Source organism: Hymenobacter sp. AT01-02 (genome assembly GCF_000961955.2).
In the GTDB taxonomy this organism is placed as follows: Bacteria; Bacteroidota; Bacteroidia; order Cytophagales; family Hymenobacteraceae; genus Hymenobacter; species Hymenobacter mucosus.
Genome location: NZ_JZIR02000064.1, coordinates 1 through 24,621, shown reverse-complemented (window position 1 = coordinate 24,621; position 24,621 = coordinate 1). Strand labels below are relative to the sequence as shown.

Annotated in this window: 25 protein-coding genes and 2 pseudogenes; 9 read left to right on the top strand and 18 right to left on the bottom strand. The window is 56.5% G+C overall.

The features are described 5' to 3' along the window. Window positions 1-29: 29 nt before the first annotated feature. A pseudogene (pfkA, locus tag VI25_RS17370) lies at window positions 30-1,000 on the bottom strand (6-phosphofructokinase). A 262-nt stretch (window positions 1,001-1,262) separates the two neighbouring features. Between pfkA and VI25_RS17365 the strand changes: the two are divergent. Continuing rightward, on the top strand, window positions 1,263-1,712 hold the full coding sequence (locus VI25_RS17365) for a TerB family tellurite resistance protein (protein WP_045687273.1): 450 nt from the start codon (window positions 1,263-1,265) through the stop codon (window positions 1,710-1,712). A gap of 62 nt (window positions 1,713-1,774) precedes the next feature. Here VI25_RS17365 and VI25_RS17360 read toward each other — a convergent pair whose 3' ends face one another. From VI25_RS17360 to VI25_RS17345, 4 genes are all read right to left on the bottom strand, one after another. Beyond that, window positions 1,775-2,971 carry an aspartate aminotransferase family protein gene (locus tag VI25_RS17360; RefSeq protein ID WP_045687274.1) on the bottom strand — a complete coding sequence of 399 codons (1,197 nt, stop codon included), beginning with the start codon at window positions 2,969-2,971 and terminating at the stop codon, window positions 1,775-1,777. 177 nt (window positions 2,972-3,148) lie between these two features. Then, the gene (locus VI25_RS17355) at window positions 3,149-3,628 is read right to left on the bottom strand and encodes a hypothetical protein (RefSeq protein WP_143437117.1); all 480 of its coding nucleotides are present in this window, start codon (window positions 3,626-3,628) and stop codon (window positions 3,149-3,151) included. Between the two features lie 36 nt (window positions 3,629-3,664). Continuing rightward, window positions 3,665-4,105: a hypothetical protein gene (locus VI25_RS17350; RefSeq protein WP_045687276.1), complete on the bottom strand. Its 441-nt coding sequence runs from the start codon at window positions 4,103-4,105 to the stop codon at window positions 3,665-3,667. Between the two features lie 30 nt (window positions 4,106-4,135). Next, a complete protein-coding gene (locus tag VI25_RS17345; protein WP_045687277.1) occupies window positions 4,136-4,687 on the bottom strand; it encodes an RNA polymerase sigma factor in 552 nt (183 codons plus the stop codon). Between the two features lie 144 nt (window positions 4,688-4,831). Here VI25_RS17345 and VI25_RS17340 point away from each other — a divergent pair, with 144 nt between their 5' ends. Continuing rightward, window positions 4,832-5,806, top strand: a complete 975-nt coding sequence (locus tag VI25_RS17340) for a hypothetical protein (protein WP_045687278.1) — start codon at window positions 4,832-4,834, stop codon at window positions 5,804-5,806. Between the two features lie 13 nt (window positions 5,807-5,819). Here VI25_RS17340 and VI25_RS17335 read toward each other — a convergent pair whose 3' ends face one another. Beyond that, window positions 5,820-6,563: a DUF481 domain-containing protein gene (locus tag VI25_RS17335; RefSeq protein WP_045687279.1), complete on the bottom strand. Its 744-nt coding sequence runs from the start codon at window positions 6,561-6,563 to the stop codon at window positions 5,820-5,822. A 132-nt stretch (window positions 6,564-6,695) separates the two neighbouring features. On the opposite strand from VI25_RS17335, the gene VI25_RS17330 reads away from it, so the two are divergent. Both VI25_RS17330 and VI25_RS17325 read left to right on the top strand, forming a co-directional pair. Further along, on the top strand, window positions 6,696-7,349 hold the full coding sequence (locus tag VI25_RS17330) for a zinc ribbon domain-containing protein (RefSeq protein WP_045687280.1): 654 nt from the start codon (window positions 6,696-6,698) through the stop codon (window positions 7,347-7,349). A gap of 19 nt (window positions 7,350-7,368) precedes the next feature. Continuing rightward, window positions 7,369-7,917, top strand: coding sequence for a hypothetical protein (locus VI25_RS17325; RefSeq protein ID WP_045687281.1), 549 nt, complete (start codon window positions 7,369-7,371; stop codon window positions 7,915-7,917). Window positions 7,918-8,017: 100 nt separating this feature from the next. Here the strand turns inward: VI25_RS17325 and VI25_RS17320 are convergent, their stop codons facing one another. The 6 genes from VI25_RS17320 to VI25_RS17295 form a co-directional block, all read right to left on the bottom strand. Then, window positions 8,018-8,974, bottom strand: a complete 957-nt coding sequence (locus tag VI25_RS17320) for a transketolase family protein (protein WP_045687282.1) — start codon at window positions 8,972-8,974, stop codon at window positions 8,018-8,020. 64 nt (window positions 8,975-9,038) lie between these two features. Next, window positions 9,039-9,800 (bottom strand): phytanoyl-CoA dioxygenase family protein, encoded by a 762-nt coding sequence (locus VI25_RS17315; RefSeq protein WP_045687295.1) that lies wholly within the window; start codon window positions 9,798-9,800, stop codon window positions 9,039-9,041. Window positions 9,801-9,847: 47 nt separating this feature from the next. Further along, window positions 9,848-11,251, bottom strand: coding sequence for a vWA domain-containing protein (locus VI25_RS17310; protein WP_055562692.1), 1,404 nt, complete (start codon window positions 11,249-11,251; stop codon window positions 9,848-9,850). A gap of 17 nt (window positions 11,252-11,268) precedes the next feature. Then, a complete protein-coding gene (locus VI25_RS17305; protein ID WP_045687283.1) occupies window positions 11,269-12,171 on the bottom strand; it encodes a transketolase in 903 nt (300 codons plus the stop codon). Window positions 12,172-12,336: 165 nt separating this feature from the next. Beyond that, window positions 12,337-12,786, bottom strand: a complete 450-nt coding sequence (gene bcp / locus VI25_RS17300) for a thioredoxin-dependent thiol peroxidase (RefSeq protein WP_045687296.1) — start codon at window positions 12,784-12,786, stop codon at window positions 12,337-12,339. A gap of 94 nt (window positions 12,787-12,880) precedes the next feature. Then, window positions 12,881-13,465 carry a lipocalin family protein gene (locus VI25_RS17295; RefSeq protein ID WP_045687284.1) on the bottom strand — a complete coding sequence of 195 codons (585 nt, stop codon included), beginning with the start codon at window positions 13,463-13,465 and terminating at the stop codon, window positions 12,881-12,883. Window positions 13,466-13,651: 186 nt separating this feature from the next. Between VI25_RS17295 and VI25_RS17290 the strand changes: the two genes are divergently transcribed. After that, a complete protein-coding gene (locus VI25_RS17290; RefSeq protein ID WP_045687285.1) occupies window positions 13,652-14,398 on the top strand; it encodes an SDR family NAD(P)-dependent oxidoreductase in 747 nt (248 codons plus the stop codon). Window positions 14,399-14,559: 161 nt separating this feature from the next. Continuing rightward, window positions 14,560-15,897, top strand: a complete 1,338-nt coding sequence (locus VI25_RS17285; RefSeq protein WP_055562691.1) for an NAD(P)/FAD-dependent oxidoreductase — start codon at window positions 14,560-14,562, stop codon at window positions 15,895-15,897. An 84-nt stretch (window positions 15,898-15,981) separates the two neighbouring features. On the opposite strand, the gene VI25_RS17280 is transcribed toward VI25_RS17285, so the two are convergent. The 4 genes from VI25_RS17280 to VI25_RS17265 all read right to left on the bottom strand — a co-directional run bounded on the left by VI25_RS17280 (window position 15,982) and on the right by VI25_RS17265 (window position 18,757). Continuing rightward, on the bottom strand, window positions 15,982-16,188 hold the full coding sequence (locus tag VI25_RS17280) for a hypothetical protein (RefSeq protein WP_045687286.1): 207 nt from the start codon (window positions 16,186-16,188) through the stop codon (window positions 15,982-15,984). A 53-nt stretch (window positions 16,189-16,241) separates the two neighbouring features. Continuing rightward, on the bottom strand, window positions 16,242-16,916 hold the full coding sequence (locus tag VI25_RS17275; protein ID WP_152981679.1) for a hypothetical protein: 675 nt from the start codon (window positions 16,914-16,916) through the stop codon (window positions 16,242-16,244). Between the two features lie 121 nt (window positions 16,917-17,037). Further along, entirely contained in the window at window positions 17,038-17,994 is a 957-nt protein-coding gene (locus VI25_RS17270) for a M23 family metallopeptidase (protein WP_052694962.1), read from the bottom strand. 148 nt (window positions 17,995-18,142) lie between these two features. Beyond that, window positions 18,143-18,757, bottom strand: a complete 615-nt coding sequence (locus tag VI25_RS17265) for a fumarylacetoacetate hydrolase family protein (RefSeq protein ID WP_045687288.1) — start codon at window positions 18,755-18,757, stop codon at window positions 18,143-18,145. 266 nt (window positions 18,758-19,023) lie between these two features. On the opposite strand from VI25_RS17265, the gene VI25_RS17260 reads away from it, so the two are divergent. Both VI25_RS17260 and VI25_RS17255 read left to right on the top strand, forming a co-directional pair. Then, complete coding sequence (locus VI25_RS17260; RefSeq protein WP_045687289.1) at window positions 19,024-19,818, top strand: M48 family metallopeptidase; 795 nt, start codon at window positions 19,024-19,026, stop codon at window positions 19,816-19,818. A 24-nt stretch (window positions 19,819-19,842) separates the two neighbouring features. Next, window positions 19,843-20,415, top strand: a complete 573-nt coding sequence (locus tag VI25_RS17255) for a hypothetical protein (protein ID WP_045687290.1) — start codon at window positions 19,843-19,845, stop codon at window positions 20,413-20,415. 190 nt (window positions 20,416-20,605) lie between these two features. Here VI25_RS17255 and VI25_RS17250 read toward each other — a convergent pair whose 3' ends face one another. Continuing rightward, window positions 20,606-21,316, bottom strand: a complete 711-nt coding sequence (locus VI25_RS17250; RefSeq protein WP_045687298.1) for an alpha/beta fold hydrolase — start codon at window positions 21,314-21,316, stop codon at window positions 20,606-20,608. A gap of 59 nt (window positions 21,317-21,375) precedes the next feature. After that, entirely contained in the window at window positions 21,376-22,761 is a 1,386-nt protein-coding gene (locus VI25_RS17245; RefSeq protein WP_045687291.1) for a UDP-N-acetylmuramate--L-alanine ligase, read from the bottom strand. 383 nt (window positions 22,762-23,144) lie between these two features. Between VI25_RS17245 and dnaB the strand changes: the two are divergent. Further along, a pseudogene (gene dnaB, locus VI25_RS17240) lies at window positions 23,145-24,621 on the top strand (replicative DNA helicase); the annotation flags it as partial.

The window sequence follows — 24,621 nt, the reverse complement described above, 5'->3', positions numbered from 1 at the left end:
CCGCCTCTTTTGTTGAGCTTGCCTAAAAGCTACACACTCAAGATTTCAACCATGCGCATGAAGCTTTGGTTGATCATTTTCTTTTTATGAATAGTGTCGGCGAAGGGGGTATAAACCAGCTTGCGGTCTACGATACCGGCCATCACGTTGCGCATGCCGTTCATCAAACCTTCTACCGCGGCAATACCGATTTGCGAGGCTAGCATCCGGTCGGAGGCGGAAGGGGAGCCCCCGCGCTGGATGTGCCCAATGATGGTTACGCGGGTATCAAGCTGCGGAATAGCGGCCTTTACCTGCTGGGCCACGGCGTGTACATTGCCTTCTTCCTCACCTTCTGCTATGACTACTAGGAAAGAGGTTTTAGACCGTTCCCAGCTGGTTTTCAGGTTCGCAATTACTGCCTCCGTTGACATTTGCGTTTCCGGGATCATCACGATTTCGGCCCCGCCGCCAATAGCGCACGGAATGGCAATATAGCCCGAGTCGCGGCCCATCACTTCCACGAAGAAGCACCGGTCGTGGGAATCAGCCGTATCCCGAATTTTGTCGATAGCCTCTAGGGCGGTGTTTACGGCCGTGTCGTAGCCAATGGTATAATCGGTGCCGTAGAGGTCATTGTCGATGGTACCAGGGCGCCCACCGTGGGAATACCAAATTCCTGCTCGAAGATGGTAGCACCCGTAAACGTACCGTTGCCACCAATAGCTACCAGGCCATCAATGCCGTGGTTGACGAGCTGATCGAAGGCTTCCTGTCGGCCTTCCTTGGTGAGAAACTTCTGGCTGCGAGCAGATTTAAGAATGGTGCCGCCCTTCTGAATCGTGTTGGCCACAGATGCAGAATCTAGCTTCACAAACTCGCCCTTGATCATGCCGCTGTAGCCGCGCATGATGCCATATACTTCGATGCCGTGGTAAACGGCCGTACGTACTACTGCCCGGATGCAGGCATTCATGCCTGGGGCGTCGCCTCCGCTGGTGAAAACCGCTATTCGTTTCATCATAACTCTCAGTACTCAAACAAAAGCCCGAAGGCCGGAGCCGGCAAAGGTGGCAAATCCTACGGGAAAGTAAAGCCTTCTAGTGATGTAATCTCAAAATGAAGCACCCAAACAGCCTTTTTTTTCCCAACCTCGTAAACAGAGCTGTTGCAACTGCGTGCCCTTTCCGGTATATTACCCACCTGCCTCTTGGGTAATTCTCTAACCCGGCGGCACGCGCTCCACACTCCTCCAACCCACCGTCTACTTAAGCCCCGCCAGTATGTTTGGTTTTTTTGAAAACGAGCAGACCAAGAAAGTCAAAAGCCACCTCATCAACCTAGCAGCACTGGCCAAAGCCGATGGTCATATTGACGAACGGGAAATGAACTTCATTGTAGCCGTAGGAAAGAAAAATGGCATGCGTGCCGATGAGGTGCGCACCATAGTAGGCAACGCTGGGCGAGTAGCAATGGTGCTCCCCGAAAACGACTCGGAGCGCTTCGACCAGATATTCGACCTTGTGGACATGATGCTGGCCGATGGCGTAGTAGACGACCACGAAATGGATTTCTGCATTGATATGGCCGAAAAACTCGGCTTCCGCAAAGCCATTGTAGGTGTACTCGTCCGCAAGATCTCTATGGGCGTGAAAGACGGCCTGCCTCGTGAACAAATCAAGGAGGAAACCCAAGCTTTTCTAAACTACAACGACTTGCAAGGTAAACAGTAAACACTGCTACAAGCAAGCCACTACGGGCCGCCTGCACTACTGTGCGAGGCGGCCGTGGTATTTTAGTGCCCTGCTGTTTCTTCTATGGCGCGCAGCAGTGCCGCACAGGCTGCATCAATTTGCTCGTCGGTGATGGTGAGGGGCGGAGCAATCCGCAAGGAGTTGTCGCAGAACAGAAACCAGTCGGTTAGCAGGTGCTCATGCCACAGGGCCCGGTCGATGATGGGCTTAAGCACGTCGAAAGAGTCGAACTCCACGGCTAGTAGCAGGCCACAGCCCCGCACGTCGCGAATGGCCGGGTGCACAAGCTGCCGCCGGAAGCGCGCCCCTTTCTCGGCCACGCCGGCCAGCAAGTTTTCCTCTTGAATGACGCGTAGCGTAGCCAGCGCCGCCGCGCAGGATACCGGATGGCCCCCAAACGTGGTGCAATGGCCAAGAATGGGATTGGTTTTAAATCCGGCCATGATTTCCTGAGATGAGATAAAGGCCCCGATGGGCATACCGCCGCCCATGCCCTTGGCCGTAAGCAGAATATCAGGTTCAATGCCAAACTGCTGGAAAGCCCAGAAAGTACCGGTTCGGCCAAATCCGCACTGAATTTCATCGAGGATGAGCAGGGCGCCTACTTCCGTGCAGCGTTGGCGTAGGGCGGGTAGGTAGCCCGGGGCCGGCACCCGCACGCCCGCTTCGCCCTGCACAGTTTCAATCACTACGGCGGCTGTGTGCTCATCAATCAGCTCTAGGTCCTCGAAATTGTTGTGCCGGAAGTGGCGTACATCGGGGAGCAAGGGCCGGAAGGCGTTTTTGAAACCCTCGGAACCTGTAATGCTAAGGGCCCCGTGCGTAGAGCCGTGGTAGGCATTGAAGCTGGATAGCAAGCCCGTGCGGCCCGTGTGGCGCTTCGCCAGCTTGAGGGCCCCTTCCACCGCTTCGGCACCCGAGTTTGTGAAATATACATTGTCGAGGTGGCTCGGTAGGGTTTCGTGCAGGGCTTGGGCAAGCCGGGCAGGGGGGGCCTGCACTACCTCACCATAAACCATCAGGTGCAGGTACTTGTCTAGCTGATCCTGAATAGCAGCTAGCACCCGGGGGTGGCGGTGCCCCACGTTGCTCACACCAATACCCGAAATCAAATCGAGGTAGCGGTGGCCCTCCGGACTGTACATGTACACGCCCTCGGCGCGCTCAATCTCAAGCAGAAGGGGAAAATCGGAAGTCTGGGCCTGATGGCGCAGGAAAAGCTGGCGGGGCGTAAGCATACTAGGCAAAACAAATTCGGGCCGCAAAAGTACGGCGGAAGGGTCGCCAAATTTTCACTAGCGCATGTACGCCTGCGAGAAGGCCATAAAAAAGCGGCTGGTTGACCAGCCGCTTTTCTATAGTAGCATAATACTCAATTGACTGACGCACATCGAGTAATGTGTGCGCCGAATGGGTTAGTTGTTTGGTTGGTCTGTGGCGTGGGAACCGCGTGGCCCGCGCCGGTCGGCAACGCGCTTGATGACTTCACGAGTGAAATCTCGCTCGGCCGTGTACAGCTTTCCTACCTGCCGGATGCTGAGCAACTTCTGAAACCGTTCGAAATACTCCTTTTCCAGCTTCACCTCCTGTTGGCGCAGGTCCATGGCCTGGGTTAAGTTGTCCTTGATTTGCTGGTCGGTGAGGGCATCGGGGTTGGTAGAACGCAGCAGGCGCATGCGGCGGTTGATGTCGCGGCGCTTGTTGGTGAAGTCGTTGTAAACGGGCCAGAATTTCTGAGCCTGGTCCTGGGTAAGCGAAATCTTATCGGTGATGTAGGCAATCTTGGCGTTTTCCAACTGATTCAGCCGGGCCTGCCGATCGGCTTGGGCAAAAGAAGCAGCCGGTACTACCGCTAGCAGCATAAGCACCAGTAGACTACGAAGAAGATGATTCATAAGAAGAAGGGCAACATGGGAAAGTAAACATACACCCTAGAGGTAGGTATCCTCCAAAGGCTGAGCGTCTAGCACATCCTGCACTTCGCTAGGAGAAGCTTGCAGGTACGTTTCAGGAAGGGGCTGGGCCGTGGCTGGTAGCTCTGCCAGGTCAGTGAGCGTCACGCGTTGGTCGCTGGCTAGGAGGTAGTCTACCAGCTCTTGTTGGGGCACCGAGGCTAAACTATCGGCTGGTGGGGTGGGGGGATGCTGAATAAGGACATAGGTAGTAGCAAACCCACCTAGCAGTACCACTGATGCCAGTGCCGTACGCAAGGGTGCGGGTAGCAACCCAAGCCAGCGCACCGGGCTGTTCACCTCGCTAGTCACGCGCTCCATCACCCGCGTAGGGAGTTGCTCGAAGTAGCGGTCTGGCGGGGAAGCCAGCGGAGGCTGCGAGCGGCGCGGGTGGTTGTCCAAACGAAAGGGAGTATTCATACTGCTTAGAAGTGGTCGAAGCTCTCGGGTTTAATTATTTAGGGACGCTTCCGTAACGTACTGCTCAATTTTTTTCACGGCATGGTGGTAGGAGGCTTTGAGGGCACCCACGGAGGTGCCCGTTACCTCGGCCATTTGCTCATAGGGCATTTCATCGTAGTAGCGCAGGTTAAACACCAAGCGCTGTTTGTCGGGAAGGCGCAGAATGGCTTTCTGCAACGTGCGCTCCACCTCGTCGCCGGCCAGGCTGGCATCAGCTTCTACTTTAGCGGTCAGTTCTGCTCCCACATCATGCAGAGGTAGAAAGAACTTCCGTCGCTTGCTGGCCAGAAAGCTCAGGCACTCATTGGTAGCAATGCGGTAAATCCACGTGTAGAGCGAAGCATCGCGCCGAAAGGAAGCTAAGTGGTTCCACACCTTCACAAACACGTCTTGCGTGAGGTCGTCGGCGTCATCGTGGTCGATAACCATTTTGCGTACGTGCCAATACACCTTCTGCTGGTACTTGCGCACCAGCTGGTTGAAAGCCACATTGCGGGTGGCGGGGTCATCAAACTTGACGAGTATCTCCTGGTCTTCCAAGCGCAGGGGAGCGGGTTAGGGCGGCGGGTGTAAGCCTTAGAATGATACGCTGGCTATTAGTTTAATTTCACTTGAACGACTATCTTGACTGATGGGGTAGAAAAGAAGTGAAAGAGCAACTAGTCAACTATATACGCGTGCCTTATGAAGAAGTATTTTCTTGCGCTGTTGGTTGGTCTTTTCAGCCAGATAACGCCTGCAGCCGCCCAAATCAAATCGAGCGAGGTGGAGATATGGGGCCTGCCTACTGGCCTCACCCGGGAAAGCTTCGTAGCAGCCCTCAACGAGAAGAAAGCCACGGTATGCATGGCCGCTATCCGGCCCATGGGCTACAAGGACGCGCAGGTAATATGGCTGGCCGATGATCAGTGGCTTGTGACGCTACGCTCCGACACAGGCAAGCCCTACCGGACCACAGCAGCTCCCGCGCCCAGCGTAGTTGCTCAGCTTAATGCAGCCATGCACATACAGCAGCTACATAACCCAGAGTTTCAGATGGCCAGGAAGATGCTGTTTGCCGTCCGGGCTCAGGATACGGCGGCGGTTGCGGCCATCCGGCGCAAATACCCACGCCACCAAGCAGCCCGCTACGCAGCGTCTCTGCGGCTGCTTCAGGCGCCCAGCCCGCTTACGGTGGCGCAGTGCGTAGCTGTGCTGCATAGCGCCGCGCCCGACTCAGTGCGTGAAAAGGCGCTGGTGCAGGCGGGTTCCCGGGCGCACACCGCCACGGAAGTGTACCAACTGCTGCCTTTCCTACGCGACCCTAATCTAGGCATAGCTACCCTGCAACTCGTTCAGGGTTTTTTTCGCTACCACCCCATTGCCCTCCAGGACTGGCCCCAGGTACTACCCGACTACGTGCAGGCGCTCAACGCCCCCGACCCAACTATGGTGGCAGGACTGTCCGCCTTTCTCTACGAGCACAAAGTGCCGCGCCAGTATGCGCAGCAACTCATGACTCAGGGCTCCACTACTATCCGAGAAATTCTGCAAGGACAGCATGCGGAACTTAGTGTGTTAAAGCAGCCGCTGTACCCACTTCTGAGCTACCTCGCGGGCTCCTCTATCACTAGTGCTTCCGCCGGGCTGGCCTACGTAGCCACGTTCACCACGCAGTAAGCGCGGGCCCTACCTAACGGGTGGTGCTGTACGCTACTCCCACGGTTACGTTGGTGTTATCCGGGAAGCGGCCCTCGATAACACGGCTTTCGTGGGTGTAGTTGTAGCTGAAGTTGACGGAAAATTTACGCGGAAGCTTGAGCGCCAGCGTGGTCAGGTTGCTGAAGCGGTAGTCGCCGAAATCTAGTACGGAAGGCTGGTAGAACGTAATGGAGCTCAGCGTTACAACGCTCCGCGAGTAGGATACTTTCAGGCGGGCAGAGTTGCGGGTAGTAAGACGGGAAGTGCCGTCGCGAAAGTTTGTTTTCTCCCGGATCAGCAGGTTGCTCACCGAAACTTCCCGTCCCAGCGTGTCGGAGTAGAAGGCCCACCCGGGCCCGGCTCCCAACTGCACCCGGCTCGTAATGCCGCGCAGGTTACTGATTTCGAATCCGCCCAGCGCGTAGGCCCTAAACCTGCCCTTGTAGTAGTAGGGGGTAGCATTGAGCAGCAGCTCCCGCTCCTTCAGAAACCCATCTTGCTTGCCGTAAATAAAGCTTCCGCTCAGAGGTAGGCCGTAGTGCTGGCCCCGCGTAAATGTGAGGGAGTGGGAAGTGGAAAGCAAGGCCCGGCTCACGCCGCCGCGGCTGTAGGCGCCCGTTAGCTGCCCGCTATATACGATGAGGGTGGTGTCGCGCTGCTGCTGGTTTTGCGCGTGCAAAGCAGGTGCAGCACCCACAACCAAAAAGCAGCAGAGAAGAAAGTAGAGTAAGCGCATAAATAGCGGGGCCGCAAGCCCCAGAGTGTGTGCAAGTATACGGGCAGATTTTTTTCGGCTGGCCCTGAGCAGGAGTAGAGTACTATTCGGATATAACTACTTTTAGCCGTTCACCTGACCGACTTGCCTGCTATGAGCAACCTAATTCAGTTTGTGGCCAACCACGACGATTTATCTACTGACAAAGGCTTTCAATTCAAATTCTACTGCGACAAATGCCGAAACGGGCACATGTCGCGGTTTCATCCCAACAGCATCGGTATTGCTGGGGAACTGATGCGGGCAGCAGGTAGCCTGTTCGGGGGCAGCTTCTACGATGCCGGAAATGCCGCCTACCACGTGCAGCGGGCCATTGGGGGCAAAGCCCACGATGCCGCCTTGGAAAAAGCAGTGCAGGAGGGTAAAGAATACTTCAAGCAGTGTACCCGCTGTGGGCACTGGGTGTGCCCTACTGTATGCTGGAACCACACGGCCGGTCTTTGCGAAAGCTGCGCCCCCGATGAGCACGAGGAGCTAGCGGCCCAGCAGCGGCAAGCAGCGCGGGAGCAAATTCAAACCAAAACCCGCCAGCACGACTATACAAGCCAACTTGATTTCTTGGGTACCGGGACCATTGTGCACTGCAAAAGCTGCCAGAACAAGCTAGAGCCAAGCCAAAAGTTTTGCCCGCAGTGCGGTACCCCTAGCGTCGCGGCTCAGGCGAAGGAAAAGTTTTGCACCAGCTGCGGCGCCTCGCTCAAGCCCGGGCAACACTTTTGCGCCGATTGCGGAACCAAGCAAGCGTAGGCTACTGAACCCGCACGGCATGGCCACGAACTTACGAGAGGAACTGCACCAGTTGTCGGCGTCGGAGGCAGCCTTCTACGCAAGGTTGGGCCTGCAATTAGGGGTAGCAACCTTGGCCGACGTAAGCGAGTGGGTTGATGACGTGCTGTTGCAGGAGCCAGAGCCGGAGCTGTTTTATCTAGAGCTCTACCGCTATCTGCGCACCGGCAAAGACGAGGTACTCGCGTACCTAAGCTTGGCTTTTCCGCCCGAAAGCTTTTCGGTGCGTCCGGCGCTGGCTTGGCTGCAGCAACACCTAAGTGCGGGCTCCTGGTCTTTGGGGCAAACCATAAGCGCCCTGTACCGCCTCCGCCTGCTGGTTACTTCCGACCGGGAAATTGGCTGGATATACGGGCTGGCTGCTGACTACGAGCATAGCTCCCAGGAGTCGGCGGAGGCGCTGCGGGACGTGTACCGCGAAACGGAAGCCTTTCTGGCGTGCTACCACGACTATACTTTTGCCAACCGCGCCGAGTGGCTATATCTGGATGCGGCGCTAGAGCAACGCTTGGCCAACCTACACAGCTAACGTGAGGATAAATGCTAGGAGCCAACGGATTACCAGTAAACAAAAAAACTCCCGCTACACTGGGGTAGCAGGAGTTTTTGTGCAGTTTGATGACGTGAGCTTACTTGCGGCGGGCCATTACTTTCTCTACGGCCGCCACAATGGCTTGCTCATTGAGGCCATATTTCTCCATCAACTGGTCGGGGGTGCCAGACTCGCCGAAAGAGTCGTTTACGGCTACCATTTCCAGGGGTAGGGGCTCCTCGCGGATCAGCAGTTGGGCAATGGAGTCGCCCAAGCCGCCGTTCATCTGGTGTTCCTCCGCCGTTACCACGCAGCGCGTTTTGCGTGCCGAGGCCAGCACCAACTCCGCGTCCAGCGGCTTAATGGTGTGGATGTTGATGATTTCCGCGTTGATGCCTTTATCAGCCAATAGCTTACCCGCCAGAATAGCTTTCCATACCAAATGGCCGGTAGCGAAGATGCTCACATCGGTACCTTCGTTCAGCACAATGCCCTTGCCGATTTCAAACTTCTGGTCGGCGGGGGTGAAATTGGGCACTACCGGGCGGCCAAAGCGCAGGTACACGGGGCCTTCGTAGTCGGCAATGGCCAGGGTAGCGGCTTTGGTTTGGTTGAAGTCGCAGGGGTTAATGACCGTCATGTGCGGGAGCATCTTCATCATCCCGATGTCTTCCAGAATCTGGTGGGTAGCACCATCCTCGCCCAGCGTGAGGCCCGCGTGCGAAGCGCAGATTTTTACGTTTTTGTTGGAGTAGGCAATGCTCTGCCGAATCTGGTCGTACACGCGGCCTGTGCTGAAGTTCGCGAAGGTACCCGTGAATGGAATTTTACCCCCAATAGTAAGGCCCGCGGCCAGGCCCATCATGTTGGCCTCGGCAATACCTACTTGGAAAAACCGCTCGGGATTGTCTTTGATGAAAGCATCCATCTTGAGCGAGCCAATAAGGTCGGCGCATAAGGCTACAACGTTCGGGTTGGTTTTGCCCAGCTCGTGCAAGCCCGCGCCAAAGCCGCTGCGGGTGTCTTTTGATTCGGTGTAGGGAAAGTCTTTCATATGTGAAGATGTAGGGTTCTTAGAGAGGTTTGTGGTGTTAGTTAGTCGTTCTGCAGTTGCACGTTCAGCAAGACAGTCCCTCAGTTGTCACTGCTAGCAGCTCTCGCCACTGTAAGTCACCGGGCAGCTCAGCGGCGCTAAACTCCAAGTGAATCACGCGGCGCGGGCGGCTACTAGTGCTGCGGTTAGAAGCGTGCAGCGTAAGCGGCTGCATAAGCATCAGGCCCCCGGCCGGCACCGGGCAACGTACGGCCCGCGGCGTGTAGTGGGGATGCTGATCATTGGCAATGACGCCGTGACGATGAGAACCGGGTACTACACGCAACGCACCATTAGTTTCGTCACAGTCGTCTAGGTGGAGGCGCACCGTAATGATGCTTTCCAGAACGGAAGGCGGCGGTAGTACAGTTACCTCGTCGCCTTTGCTGGTCCAGGGACCATAATCCGGCAAATCGGCCCGGTGGTTTACCCGTATCATCACATCCTGATGCCACGCCACCAGCCAGTTGGAGCCAGCGGGCTTGTCGAAGTAGATAGCCTTCACCAAGTAGGGTTGGCTATCGGGAAAGAGCCCGGACAGCACTTCCCGCAGCCGGGGCGTCAGTAGCTGCTCACGCAAGGCCGGAATCTCGCCCAGCAGGTTGCGGATGGCAAATACGTCCTGGCTCCGTCGAAAATTAGGCGAGGAAGTTTCGGCTCTTTCGATAGTGCGAAGCAAGCCTGCTAGTTCTTCGGGAGTGTAGATGCCCGCTAGGATGGCGTAACCGTTTTGGGCTAGGGCGGTTGCGCTCTGGCTTATAAGGTTTTGCAAAACAGAAGAGGACATGAGGTATAGGGGTATGGGCTGGCGGTGCTGCCTACCGGTTGTGCTCTTCATCGGCCGAAAATGCTCACCGAAGTGGTTTGACCCGGCCGGATAGTGAAGTTGCGTACGTCAGTAAACTTGCTGCCGGTAGCCGTTTTGGTGCGAAACACCAGCCGGTATACTCCGGGCTGCATGGTTACATTCACTTTGCTGCTCCCGCCATCGGGCAAGTTGTGCACCCAGGTCTGCGACTCGTCGTTGTTGAGCTTGTAAATGCTGCCGTACCCTTTCAAGTCCGTCACAATGTTCAGGATGCCGGGCGCTTCGTAGGTTACGGCCGTTTCCTGGCCCTGCTTCACCGCGATGCGGCGCACCTGGCGGGGTAGGGTCAGGAGCTCCACTTCGTAGTTGCCGGCCAGTAGTTTCTGCCGTGCGCCAAAGGATAAAGCTACCACCGTGGCGGGGCTGCCCTGGGCCCGTACTACCGCCTGCACCGTGCCATAGGGATTCGGCGACAGGTTGGGGTTCTGAAGCCAGAGCGTACCCTGGGGCGTTTTGTACGTTAGCACGTTGGCCCGACCGGGGCGGATGGGCAGGTTCTGCTGGCGCACGGGCGGCACCGTGTTAATCACCAAGTCGTAGCTCTGCAAGGCGTCAATGTCGAGCACGTCGGGTTTGCCCTGGGCGTCGCGGTAGTGCACGTAGTTGTACTCCGGCTGGTCCGTCACGTTGTTCTGAAACGTCATGTTCACGTTCGATTCCACGGGGCGGCCCTGCTCGTCGGTGAGGTTCACTGCAACGGTGGTCTTAGCCAGGGTTTGGGCTACTACATCGTTGAGGATGGTACGAAAGGTTTGCACATCGGCCGCGTTGTAGTACTGGCCCAGGCACTCCAGCTGCTTCCCAAACTCCCGCTCGGCTCCGATGCCAATCACGAAGGGCTTGAGAAACACCCGTTTTCGCTGCAAAGCTACCGCCGTGGCGCACGGGTCTCCCTTGCAGGATTCCAGGCCATCGGTAATTAAAATCAACACGTTGCGCGCCGATTTATCCGCCGGAAAGTCATTGGCCGATTGCAGCAAGGAATAGGTAATGGGCGTGTTTCCCTTGGGCTGAATGGTTTTGAGGCGAGCTTTAATAGCCCCCGCGTTTTTGGGCGCAAAGGGTACTTCCAGCTTGGAGTCCTCGCAGTTCTGCTCCTTGTTTTCGTGCTGGTGCCCGTAGGCCCGTAGCGCCAACTCCAAGTGCGGATACGCATTCAGTGAGTCTACCATCTTGGAAAGTAGATTCTTGGCTACATCCCAGCGTTGCTGTCCTTCCCAAGGCGCCCGCATAGAGCCCGACGCATCCAGCACGAACAGGATGCGCGTGGTGCGGGTAGAAGCCGGGGCCACATTTTGAGCACGACACGGCAGCGCCAGCCAGAGTATAGCTAGTAACAGTGCGTAGCGTACCCAAAACGTGGCGCCCATCTTCCTGCGGTGCGGGGTTAGTAGTCGCCGGCTTCTTCTACCAGCAGTTGCTGCAGGGCTTTCTCGAGCTGCTCGTCGTTCGGAGCCACGCCGTGCCACTTATGCGAGCCCATCATGAAATCAACGCCGAAGCCCATTTGCGTATCCATCAGCACCATAATGGGCTGGCCCTGCCCGCTGAGGCGCTGAGCTTCTTCGATGGTGGGAAGTAGCTTTTCGAGGTCGTTGCCGTCGGTTTCCAGTACGCGCCAGTTGAACGATTCAAACTTGGCGCGCAGGTCGCCTAGGCCACCAATTTTCTCGGTGGGGCCATCAATCTGCTGGCCGTTGCGGTCTACGAAAGCAATCAGGTTGTCTACTTTGTGGTGGGGGGCGTACATGGCGGCTTCCCAAATCTGGCCTTCCTCTAGCTCCCCGTCGCCCATCAGCACAAATACCTGCCGAGCGTCGCCGTTTAATTTCTTCGCCTGGGCGGCCCCAATGGCCACGCTCAAGCCCTGGCCCAACGAGCCCGAAGCAATACGAATGCCGGGCAGGTGCTCGTGCGTAGCGGGGTGGCCCTGCAAGCGCGAGTTCAGCTTACGGAAAGTAGCCAGTTCAGCTACCGGAAAGTAGCCCGAGCGCGCTAGCACTGAGTAAAATACCGGCGAAATGTGACCATTGGAAAGGAAAAACAAGTCCTGCCCCGTGCCGTTCATATCGAAGGGCTCGGGCGTGTGCTCCATTACTTTGAAGTAGAGCGCCACCAGCAAATCGGTGCAACCCAACGAGCCGCCGGGGTGGCCCGAGTTTACCCCGTGCACCATGCGCACGATGTCGCGCCGCACTTGGGCGGCAATCTGTTTCAACTCCGCTACCGAGCGGGTTGGCTTGGGCGCGTGCGTCTCGGAAGAAGCGGCGAATGACGTTTCCTGGGCCATAATAACAGTTAGGGTTGATGGGAAAGCAAAGGTAGAAAGTTGGGCGAGAGGGGAAGGTAGAGGAAACCGTACTAGTAAAAAAAGACCGGCCTCTCCGCTGAATGCGTTGCAGAAGCTCCCGCCGCAAGCAAAAAAGCCCTGCCAGAGGGGCAGGGCTCTTGAAAATTATAGCAGCTGAGCCGCGTGGTTTTTGGTATCCACTTTGGTGATGACCTTTTCAATCTTGCCCTCCTCGTCGATGAGGAAGGTGTAGCGCATAGTGCCCATGTACTTGCGGCCGTACATGGATTTTTCCTGCCATACGCCGTAGTCTTGCACAATCTTCTTGTCCTCGTCTACTAGCAGCGGAAAGGGCAGCTCGTGCTTGGTTGCAAACTTCTTGTGCGACTTCTCAGAGTCGATGCTGACGCCAAGCACTTGAATACCGGCGCCCAGCAACTGCTGGTAGTTGTCGCGCAGGTCGCAGGCCTGGGCCGTGCAGCCGCTGGTATCGTCTTTGGGGTAGAAGTAGAGGGCTACTTTGCGGCCCTGAAAGTCGGAGAGGCGGAGCAGGTTACCATCTTGGTCGTGGGCTTCAAAAGCCGGTGCCAGCTCGCCAGATTGAGGAATAGACATGCCACGAAGGTAGAACGGAAGTACGGCTTCTCCCAACGGAGGGCAGCCTGCTACCCCCTTGGCGCCTAGCAAGCCGCCCCAAGCGTGGGAACGGCTATGCGCCTGCTTCCTCTATGGGTTGGGGAGTGTAGACTAGCTTTTCCACGGGGAAACCCAGGCCACGGCCATAAGCCACTAGCCGGTCGCGGATGCTGCGCTCTAGGTGTGGCGTGCGGCTTAAGATCCACAGGCTTTTGCGGCTAGGCTCGCCCACCAGCGCGTAGCGGTAGTCGGCGTGGTCTAGCTCCAGGATCCAGTAGTCGCCCTCGAAAGGCCAGAAAAAGCTGACTTTCAGCTTGGCATTCGTCACTGGGTCTACTACCCGTGCCGTGCCCGTAGCCGTTTCTACGGGGCCTTCCAGTCCATTCTTGTGGCAGGTGTTGAGCACCTTCACTTTGCCGTCGGGCTGCAGCTTGTAGTGCGCCGTAACGTGCTGGCATCCCTTTTCATACCGCGTAGGTAGCCGGGCAACTTCGTACCAAAGGCCCGCATACTTGTGCAGATCAACGTGGGCTACCGTAGCCAAGGGCGCCTGCAGCTTGCGGCGCGCGTACGAATAAGCTGCTACGCCCGTGGCAACAGTAGCAGCAATAGCCGTAAACAAAACGGGCCGGCGGCGTTTAAGTAAGTCGTTGGACATGGTCGAGGAGAAGAAAGGATGCTACCTGTACGCGGTATCGGCGTGCCAGGATATACCCTAGTTGCCAGTTGGTGCTCAGGGGCTAGTAGAAAAGAAAGTAGCCTGCCTTGGTTAAGCTAACGAATGTAGGTATATGTATCAAGGGTGTGAGTAGATACCTCAGCGTACTCAAAAACCACATGTAGTATGGAAAAGCAACTTGCAGGCAAAGTAGCCCTCGTAACGGGCGCCGCATCCGGTATTGGTAAAGCTATTGCCGAACTCTACGCCCAACAAGGAGCCAGCGTGCTGGTATCGGATGTGGATGCTGAGAAGGGGCAGCAACTGGTGGCCGAAATAACCCAGGCTGGCGGACAGGCTCAGTTTCAGCGCACCGACGTGAGTGACCCCACCCAGTGCGAAGCCCTAGTGCAAAAAGCAGTTTCAGCTTTCGGGCAGTTGGATATTGCCTGCAACAATGCCGGTATTGGGGGCGAGCTAAACCCAGTGGGTAAGTACAGCCTAGAAGGCTGGAAAAAGGTTATCGACGTTAACCTCAACAGTGTGTTCTTTTGCCTGAAGTACGAGCTGGCTGTAATGCAGGCGGGAGGTAGCATTATCAACATGGCTTCCATCCTCGGGCAGGTAGGTACGCCCAATTCGGCAGCCTATGCGGCGGCCAAACATGCTGTTGTAGGGCTCACGCAATCAGCCGCGTTGGAGTATGCTACCCAGGGCATTAGGATCAATGCGGTAGGGCCGGGCTACATTGAAACGCCTTTACTTAAAGATCTTCCTGTCACACAAAAGCAACAATTAGTAGCTTTGCATCCTCTTGGGCGACTAGGACGGGCTGAGGAAATTGCCGAGTTGGTGCTATGGCTCAGCTCGGATAAGGCCTCCTTTGTGACGGGTTCTTACTATCCAATAGATGGGGGCTACCTGGCGCGCTAGAAATTCAACGGCCTGACCACGCGACTAAATAACGCGGTGGGCCGGCTGAAGCTGCTAACTTATAAGCCGTGAGCTAACAAGCTCAACCGCAGGTAGTAAGCAGTTTCGGCCGGTTTTTTATTGTTGCTCGTATAGGTACTACTTCTCATTCCTTTCTGCTCATGCTGCACCTGGAACATCTCTCGCTTAACATACCAGATACGAACAAACCCCGCGTGGTCATTATTGGCGGCGGCTTTGGGGCGGTTAATCTGACAAAAGATCTGCCTGATAAGGACTTTCAGGTAGTGATGCTAAGTAAGCTGAACTACTACGGCTTCTGGCCCCTGTTGTATCAGGTGGCCACGGCCGGCTTGGAGCCCGAATCCATTGCCGAACCTGTTCGGAAAATTTTTGACGACCGCAAGGACTTCCACTTCCGCTTTGTGCGGGTGACCAACATTGACCCAGCCGCCAAAACGGTGACTACCCTTATTGGGTCTATCCGCTACGATTACCTGGTAATTGCTACGGGTACTACGTCTAACTACTTTGGCAATCAGCAGATTAAGCAGCATGCTTTTGGTCTAAAGACCTTGGATGATGCCGTAAACCTGCGAAGCCAGCTGCTGCAAAGCTTTGAGCAAGCCAGCATGACGCGCGACCCCGAAACGCGTCAGGCCCTGCTCAACATTGTTATTGCGGGGGCGGGCCCCACGGGCGTGGAGCTGGCTGGCTCCCTGGCTGAAATGCGCCGCCACATTCTGCCCCGAGACTACCCTGGGCTGGACTTCAAGCAAATGAACATCTACCTGGTAGATGGCTTGGATAGGGTTCTGCCGCCTTTGTCACCAGAGTCGAGCAAGAATACCCACGAGTACTTGGAGGAGCTAGGCGTCATCATCAAGCTCAACAAGCTGGTCGATTCGTACGACGGACATACGGTGAAGTTCAAGGATGGCGAACAGATCCGCAGCCAGACCATGGTGTGGGCCGCTGGCGTAGCCGGTGCCATCATTGAAGGACTTCCCGCCGAGGTAGTAGAGCGCGGGCGCTATTTGGTCAACACCTTCAACCAAGTGCAAGGCTACGAAGACATTTTCGCCATTGGCGACGTGGCCGTGATGAAAACCGATAAGTGGCCCAAGGGCCACCCACAGGTAGCGCAGCCCGCCTTGCAGCAGGGGGCTCACCTCGGTAAAAACCTGGTGCGCCAGCTCCGCAACCAAGCGTGGCAGCCCTTCAGCTACTTCGACAAAGGCTCCCTGGCCATTGTAGGCCGGGCCCGGGCCGTAGCCGATTTGCCCGGCAACAAAACTCTCCGCGGGTTTATTGCCTGGGTGGCGTGGTTGTTTGTACACGTGTACTACCTCATTGGTTTCCGCAGCAAGCTGATTGTGTTGGCCAACTGGGTATACCGCCTGTTCACCTACCAGCGCGGTGCCCGCATTATTGTGCGGCCTTTAATCAAGGAGGAAGATAAAATGGGGGAAGTATTTGTCCGACAACCGGCCAATTAAGCTTCCCGCTGTTCTTCATTCTGCCAACAAAAAGGCCCTCTTCCACGGAAGAGGGCCTTTTTGTTGTGGGTGCTGCTGGGCGTGCTACAAAGTCAGGTTAATGACTTTCTCGTTACCAGCTTGGTCCGTGAGGTATAGGGTAGCCGGACCGTGCAAGGCCGGGCCCAGCGTGTCGTCGTGCTCTGTAAACAGGGTGGCATTTTTATACTCGTGGCGCAACAGGCGGAATTGCCCGTTTACCAATAGTTTATAGCTAGCTACCCCCGAAAGGTCGTCGCCAACTTTGAACACCAGGCCTCCTGCACCCCGGCTAATAAGGCGGGCTGAGGGGGGTATTGTATCCGTCAGGAGGCGAAACTGACCAAAGGTTTTAATAGGGGCCGAAACGCTGGTGCCCGTAGCATCCCATTTGCCACCCACGTAGGCGCGCCCTCCTTCGCCGAAACGCTGTAGATGGCCGTGCGGCGCGGGTCTGCTACAGGGCCACCGGGTCGTAGGGTGAGGCGCAGGGGCTGGTAGAGTGGCGTGCGGGGCGAGTGTACCGTCCAGAGGCCTTGCTTGTAGGTGGTCTGCACGTACAGAGTGTCAAACAAGGTTTTGGGATTGAACCCCAAACTCATGCTGGCCGTCGAGAAACCGAACTCCCGGCCCGCCGGTATCATGGCCTGCCGGTCGAACCGCTTAGTGATGCGCCCAAACTGCATGGAATCGGGTAGGCCAGCTCGCAAATCGTAGAGGTAGGTGTTCTGGCTCTGGGCCGTGTAGCTGGGCTTAAGCGTCAGGCGGCGGTTGCCGCTAAACAAGGTCAGATTACCGCCTACTGCGGCCGTGTCGGGGTCGGCGGCCGTGGCTACCAGTAGGTTGCGGCTTACATCGAACCGCAGGCTGGGTGTTTTGACGGCGGCCGAGCGCGTTTTGTAGTAGCCCGCTTCCTCACCGCGCAGCACAAAGCGCAGCGGCGTCATGTTGCCGTAAGAGTCGGCCATCCGAATTTCTACGCTGTAGATGCGGCCCGGCACCACGCGCAACCGGCCCTTGCTGCGCCCGTGGTATAGATGCTGAGCTCATTGCCATCGTCTACAAACAGCTTTTCCAGTTGCCTGCCTTGGGTGGCGCGCCACTCGTAGTCCATGTGCTGGTTTACCTGGCGGGAGCCTCCGGAAACGGAATATTGTCAACCACGTGCGAGTACAGGGGCTGCCCATTCACTAGCACGTCTACCTTCTGAAAGCCGTTTTTATTCCACGCCTGGTCGAACCGGTCGAAACCTTGCACCAGCAGGCCCACCGTGCCGTTAGCGGCAATGGTATCAGCCCACACGTAGCCTCCGCCGTTGAGGAGAGGTGGCGTTTTGGGAACAAACACCGCCTTACCGAAGCGGTTTTGCACGCGGGCGTCAATGCTGAGGGCCTCCACCGCAAAGGCCTGCAAGGAGGGGGCCACGTGGTCCTGAATCTCTTGGAAGCCACCCCACTGCAAAGGATTGAGCTGGTTGTCCTGCTGGTCGCGGACTTCCCAGTGCACGTGGGGGCCCGCCGACCCACCCGTATTGCCCGACAACGCCACAATGTCGCCGCGCTTCACGGGAAACTGGCCGGGTTTGAAGAACAACTCTAGCTCATAGGTTTGCTTTTCGTATTGACGTCGCCGCAACTCCTCGGCCACGGGACCTTTAAAGTGGTTTAAGTGCCCATATACCGTCGTTAGCCCGTTGGGGTGGGTGATATAGAGCACGTTGCCGTAGCCAAAGCTGCTTTGCTTGAGGCGCGAGATGTAGCCATCCTGAGAAGCGTGTACCGGCAAGTCAACGCGGCCATCGGTTTTAATATCGAGGCCTCCGTGGAAGTGATTGGGACGCAGCTCGCCCATGCTGGCCGCTAGAAAATTTTGCTGGCCGGGCTTAATAGGAAACAAGAAGTAGCCGTTGGGTACCTCAGGCCGGGAATTGGCCGTTGGGGTAGGAAGAGTAGACCGGGCGGGCTCAGTAGAATCAGGCTCCTGCCCGCCGCAAGCAGCGGGCTGCAACCCCAGTAGCAACCCAAAGGGCAACGCTACGCCAAGCAGCCGCCAGGGCTGGTGTTGTGCAAAAAAGGACATTCAAAAAAGGAGAATCAGCAGCAAGAAAAAGAAGGCGGCACCACTGCAACGCCTGCACAAGCCATTATCGTGCCTCCAGGGCCAGATGGATTATGGTGAAATATGGCCTCCTACCGGCAGGGCTACTACCGGTAGGAAGGGCTGAGGCTTACTTTATGGCCAAGTCCAGAAGCTTTTCGCCGGCTAGGTATCCCGTGAGTTGGTCGCCCACTTGCACAGGGCCCACCCCGCTGGGAGTACCCGTAAAAATGAGGTCGCCCATCTTGAGGGTGATGAACTGCGAGATGTAGCTGATGATCTTGTTGAAATCGTGGAGCATCATGCTAGAGTTGCCCTGCTGGCGCACCTCGCCATTTACTTCCAGGTGGAAGTCGATGTTCTTCAGATCGGCAAAATCGGCCACGGGCTTAAACTCTTGAGAAATGGGCGCCGAGCCGTCAAACCCTTTAGCCAGCTCCCAGGGTAGGCCCTTGCTCTTAAGCTTGCTTTGCAGGTCGCGGGCCGTGAAGTCGATACCTAAGCCGATGGCGTCGAAGTAGGTAGGAGCAAACTTCTCTTCGATGTTCTTGCCGTTCTTGCAGATGCGCAGCACCAGCTCAATCTCGTGGTGGATATCCTGGGAGAAATCGGGCAGGAAAAAGGGCTGGTTGCGTTGCAGCAGGGCCGTGTCCGGCTTGGAGAAAATGACGGGAGCGTCGGGCGTTTCGTTCTGGAGTTCAGCAATATGTTCGGCGTAGTTGCGGCCGATGCAAAGAATTTTCATGCTCAAGAAGTTGAAAGGCCAAGAGGCGTAGATTCTAGGAAAAAGCCTCTTACGATGACCGCTAGAGGGGGTGAAGGCCAAAAATAGCGTTTAATTCGCGGGCCGAAACGCAAACGAGGGGGCTTTTTGCAGCTTACGCTGATCGGCCAAACATTTTGCCTACTGCCTCACGTATAGCAACGCGACGTTGGCTGGCATCTGGCATGGTGCCTTGGCCGGCGTCGTTCCGTTCTGTTTACGTCGCTTTCCTCAACCCTCTCTTGCCGATGCTTAAGAAATTAGCTCTGGCCAGCTGCCTGTTTACGGCGGCCGCCTGCTCCACCGTTCCCATTACGGGCCGCCGTCAGCTCAGCCTCGTTTCCGATACGGAAATGAACCAGATGGCTGCCACCCAATACCGCGCCGTGCTGGATTCCAGTCGAGTTGTTACTAGTGGCGCCCAAGCGGCCATGGTGAAGCGGGTAGGCCAGCGTATTCAGCAAGCTGTGGAAACGTATTTTCGGCAGCAAAACCAATCCAGCCAGTTGGAGGGCTACGCCTGGGAGTTTAATCTGATTGAAGACAAACAGGAAAATGCGTGGTGCATGCCCGGCGGCAAAGTGGCCGTATACAGCGGCATCCTACCCATCACGCAGGATGAAAATGGCCTGGCCGTAGTAATGGGCCATGAAATAGCTCACGCCGTAGCCAAACATAGCTCGGAGCGGGCCAGCCAGCAATATGCCGCGCAAGGGGTAGGGGCAGCCGTTTCAACGGCCGTAGGACAAACGCCCACCCTTACGCAAAACGTATTTCTGCAAGCCGTAGGCCTTGGCTCGCAGCTAGGACTACTAAAGTACGGTCGCAGCCAAGAGTCGGAAGCTGACCACCTAGGCCTTATCTTTATGGCCATGGCTGGCTACAATCCAGACGGGGCGGTGGCATTTTGGCAGCGGATGGATGCCCGCGAAAACACGGCTTCGCCACCCGAGTTTCTTTCTACTCACCCCTCCAATGGTACACGCATTGCGGCCATTCAGAAAGAGCTGCCTGAGGCTCGTAAATACTATACCGCTCGCTAAGAGTAGGTGACTATCAATTCCTAAATGAAGTATTCTCTGCGTTCTGTATTTTCTCCACTGGTTGTGAGTGGCCTGCTGACCTTGGTTGGGCTAGCAGCCTGCGAAACTACCAAGCGGGGCTTCCCCGAGATGAGTTCGCCCACCAATGACCCCGATGTGGTAACCCGGCGGACGCTGGAAGCTACCAGTAAGCAGATTGCTCAGGTGTCGGATGGAAAAATTCAGTACATCATCCCCCGCGAGCAGTTGGCCAGCGGCTTCACTCGCCAATTCGGAGATGGTACCGTTATCGATAAAACTATGATTCGGAAAGTGCAGGAAACGTCGAAAGACAAGGCCGTGTACTACCTCGTGGGCCTGGGCCTGCACCACGGCATGTTCCGAGGCATGGCCTTGCCCTTGCAAACCTCCTCCGATAACAGCTTGTACCTAAGCTCGGCCGCTGCACGCTACATCATTACGGGCGTGGGCTGCACGTTCTGCTTCTTCAACTTCGAGAAAAACGAGATTGTAGGCACCACATGCGAGGAAAATACGGGGGGCAGCCGGTGCGATTTGCGCGTAGAAGACCACAATACCTTTTTTCCCCGCCGCTAGCCATGCTCAGCCGCAAATGGATTCTTCGCCTTTCCCTCACGGCCCTGGCCCTTCTGGTCACTACCGACCGGCGCCGGCCCACGCCGGCCCCGCCCGCTAAGAAACCCGAGGACAATTAACACGCATAAAAAAGGGTCCGCCGTATGGCGGACCCTTTTTTATGCGTGTTGGATAGCAAAGAGAAAGGAAGCTATACCATGTCTTCCTGCACTGCTTCCACAAACCGGGCAATGCGGTTTGTTAGCAAATCGGGGTTTACTTTCTCTATGGGGTGCGGGGTGTTCATGATGATTTCAAACGTAGCCCGAGGCAAGTGGTCGGCGAAGTAGCGGGAAGCATCCACGTCGGCCGTTTTGTCTAGTTCACCTACTAGCACTTGCACGGGCACCTCCAGCGTGCCCAGCGTTTCGGGCGTCAGTAAAGGTGACTCGCCAAGGCTGCGCAGCAGTGCGGCGGTTGCGGCCAGCAGGTCCGGTAGTGGGGTAGGGGCGTGCAGTTGCTCTAGCTTTGCTACGAACTCGGGTACTTTTTCCTGCATTTTCTCCAGGTTCAGCCAGCGCGTTTCAAGGGCGGCCAGTGCCGGCGACCAGTCGAGCTTGGTGCCTAGGGTCGTGATGCTACTGAACAGCTCAGGGGCCGTAAGGGCAGCCGTAAGGGCCGCGTAGCCTCCCAAGCTGTAGCCGAAGGCGTGCACGGGTGCCAAGTCATTCTTCATGATGAACTGCTTAACCTCCTGGGCAAACTGTCTCATCGTGAATTCTGATGCTACCAGGGGACGCCCGCCATGCCCGCCGAACGAGAATGAGTGCACCTCATAGAACGGGGGAAGCTCCCGCGTCAGGAATTTTAACTGCGCCTCCGTGGCCAGCGCGCCGTGCAACAGGAGAATGGTGTGTTTCATAGCAAAGTAGTGACGCGAGACCCGCATCCGCCGGTAAAAAGGGGATAGGTGCCGGGCTCCTACTTGGTAATGTCCGTTGCAAGCTGCACCAGATCCAACCCATCGAACGTGCCCGATGTCATCATCAACAGGTTCGCGTTCTGCCAGTTTTGGTTACGTAGAAATTCTGCTAGCTGCCGGCTGTCCGTGAACACCTGCAGGTTGGGGCGCTGGAAGGCTTGCTGTACCGCCTCAGGGGGCAGCGGCGGTAGGCGCTTGTGTTCCAGCACGTGCGGGTTAAAGTACACCACGGCCACGTCGGGCGCATCGAAAGTATGGGCGTACTGGGGCAGGAAGGCTGGATTCAGGGAGCTGAATGTATGTAGCTCCAAGCAGGCAACCAATTTGCGCTGAGGATACTGCTTTTTAAACGCCGTGGCAGTGGCCTTGAGCTTGCTAGGCGCGTGGGCAAAGTCTTTGTACACAACGGACTCCTGGCCTTCGCGCACGAGCTCTAGGCGGCGGGCAGCACCTTTAAACGAGCCCAAAGCTTCGTAGAAATCCTTGCCCTTAATGCCCAAGCACTTGCACACCTCTTTGGCGGCCGAAATATTGCGCAGGTTGTGCTCTCCGAATACCTGCACGGGTACTTCCTCGTCCTTCTTATTGAGCAAGAATGTTTTACCCTGGCGAATGACGTGCTCGTGCGGACCGTAGCCGATGTACTTCACATCGGGGCTGGAAGGTACCGTTACAAGCTGCACTTGCTCGTCGTCCCGGTCGTAGATGAGCGTGCCGGCCTTGGGCGTCATGTCGGCAAAAGTCTTGAACTGCTCCCGGTAAATTTCCTCGGTTGGGAACACATTGATGTGGTCCCAACTGATGCCCGAAATCACCCCAATGTGGTGCTGGTACAGGTGGAACTTCGGGCGCCGGTCGATGGGTGATGATAGATACTCGTCGCCTTCGATGATGATAATGGGTGCATCTTCCGTGAGCTGCACCATCAGGTCGAAGCCTTCCAGCTGAGCTCCCACGGCGTAGTCGAACTTGCGGCCATGGTAGCGTAGCACGTGCAGAATAAGCGAGGTGATGCTGGTCTTGCCGTGCGAACCGCCAATAACTACGCGCTGCTTATTCTTGGAGGCCTCGTAAATAAATTCCGGGAAAGAATATACGCGCAGCCCCAACTCCTGGGCCTTCAGCAGCTCGGGGTTATCAGGGCGGGCATGCATACCCACAATTACAGCGTCGAGGTCAGTGGATACTTTCTCCGGAAACCAGCCTTCCTGAACGGGGAGGAGCCCAGCCGCCGCCAGTCGGCTTTTAGCCGGCTCAAATATTTCGTCGTCGGAGCCCGTTACGTGGGCGCCGCGCTTGTGCAGGGCCAGGGCCAGGTTATGCATGATGCTACCCCCGATGGCAATCAGGTGCAGACGTTGGAGCGAAGAAGGAGTGGAGGCCATTCAGGTAGGATGGTATGCGGGGCGGCAAAGGTAAGCTGATTGGGTGAGAGCTGCCGTACACGAGCTTCCGAAGACCGGCGTATAGGTTCCGAATCTAATTTCTTCCTTTTTGTGTGCAGTTTCTTCACCTTATTAGCATACAAAAAAGAAACCTTTTGTGCCACCTGCGGATTGTAAACCTCACCCGTTAGCTTTGTACCCCTTTGCCGAAAAACCGGACAGTAGGTGGAAAGAAACCTACCTAGCCCAAACGGCAAACCGCTCAAACCTGCTTACCTTGTAGTGCTTACCTGCTGATGAACGACCGGATGGATGACCGCCTGAAACTTTCGGCCTCGCGGGCCAAAGCTGCCTGGAATAGTCGGCCCACGCCTGCTATACCCATGGGCGGCCCCGCCGGCAAACTGCCCCCGCAGGCGCTGGAACTGGAAGCTGCCGTACTGGGCGCCCTTATGCTCGAGAAGGACGCTCTTACCACCGTAATCGATATTCTCAAGCCCCAGAGCTTCTACAAGGATGGGCATCAGCGCATCTTCAAGGGCATCCTGAATTTGTTTGACAAGTCGGAGCCAATTGATATTCTGACCGTTACGCACGAGCTGCGGGAAATGGGCGAGTTGGAAGCCGCCGGTGGGGCTCATTATGTAGCCAACCTGACGTTTAAGGTAAACTCGGCGGCCAATATTGAGTACCACGCCCGCATTATCACCGAAAATGCCATTAAGCGCGAGTTGATTCGCATTGCCAGCGACATTCAGCGCGACGCCTTCGAGGATACTACCGATGTATTTAACCTGCTAGACAGCACGGAGCAGTCGCTTTTTGAAGTGTCGGAGTCGAACATCCGCAAGAACTTCGACGACATGCGCAGCCTGATGGGAAAGGCCATCAAGGAGCTGGAAGAAAAGAAAGATCAGAAAGACGGCCTCACGGGCGTGCCCTCGGGCTTCTCGGCCCTCGACCGCGTAACCAGCGGCTGGCAGCCATCCGACTTGGTTATTATTGCAGCCCGCCCAGGTATGGGTAAAACGGCCTTCGTGGTGTCGGCCATGCGCAACGCAGCGGTGGAGTTCAAGAAGCCGGTGGCCATCTTCTCCTTGGAAATGTCCTCGCTCCAGCTCGTGAATCGTTTGATTTCGGCTGAAGCCGAGCTAGATTCCGAGAAGATTAAGAAGGGCAACCTGGCCGACTACGAGTGGGCCCAGCTCAACCACAAAATTTCGGCTTTGTCGTCGGCGCCTATTTACATCGACGATACGCCGGGACTCAGCATCCGGGAGTTGCGCACCAAGTGCCGCCGCCTCAAGGCCCACCACGATATCCAGATGATTATCATTGACTACCTGCAGTTGATGACGGGCAACACGGACGGCAAGGGGGGCGGCAACCGCGAACAAGAAATTGCCTCGATTTCGCGGGCGCTGAAAGGCATTGCCAAGGAGTTGAATGTGCCGGTGCTGGCTCTGTCCCAGCTTTCCCGCTCGGTGGAAACCCGCGGTGGCGACAAGAAGCCCCAGTTGAGTGACCTGCGTGAATCGGGTTCTATCGAGCAGGATGCCGATATGGTAATCTTCCTCTACCGCCCCGAGTACTACAAGATTACGGAGGATGAAATGGGCAACCCCACCCAGGTACCGGCGAGGTAATTATTGCCAAGCACCGTAACGGCTCCCTGGAAACCGTACAGCTCAAGTTTATCGGGCGCTTCACCAAGTTTGCTGACCTTGATGGGGCCGGTGGCTTTGGCGATGCCAGCTTTAACCCCGGAGCTTTCCCCACTAGTACCTTCGACGATGATTCCTCGGCCTTTGCGCCGAACACCATCCGGCTGGGCTCCCGCATCAACAACGATGCTCCCCC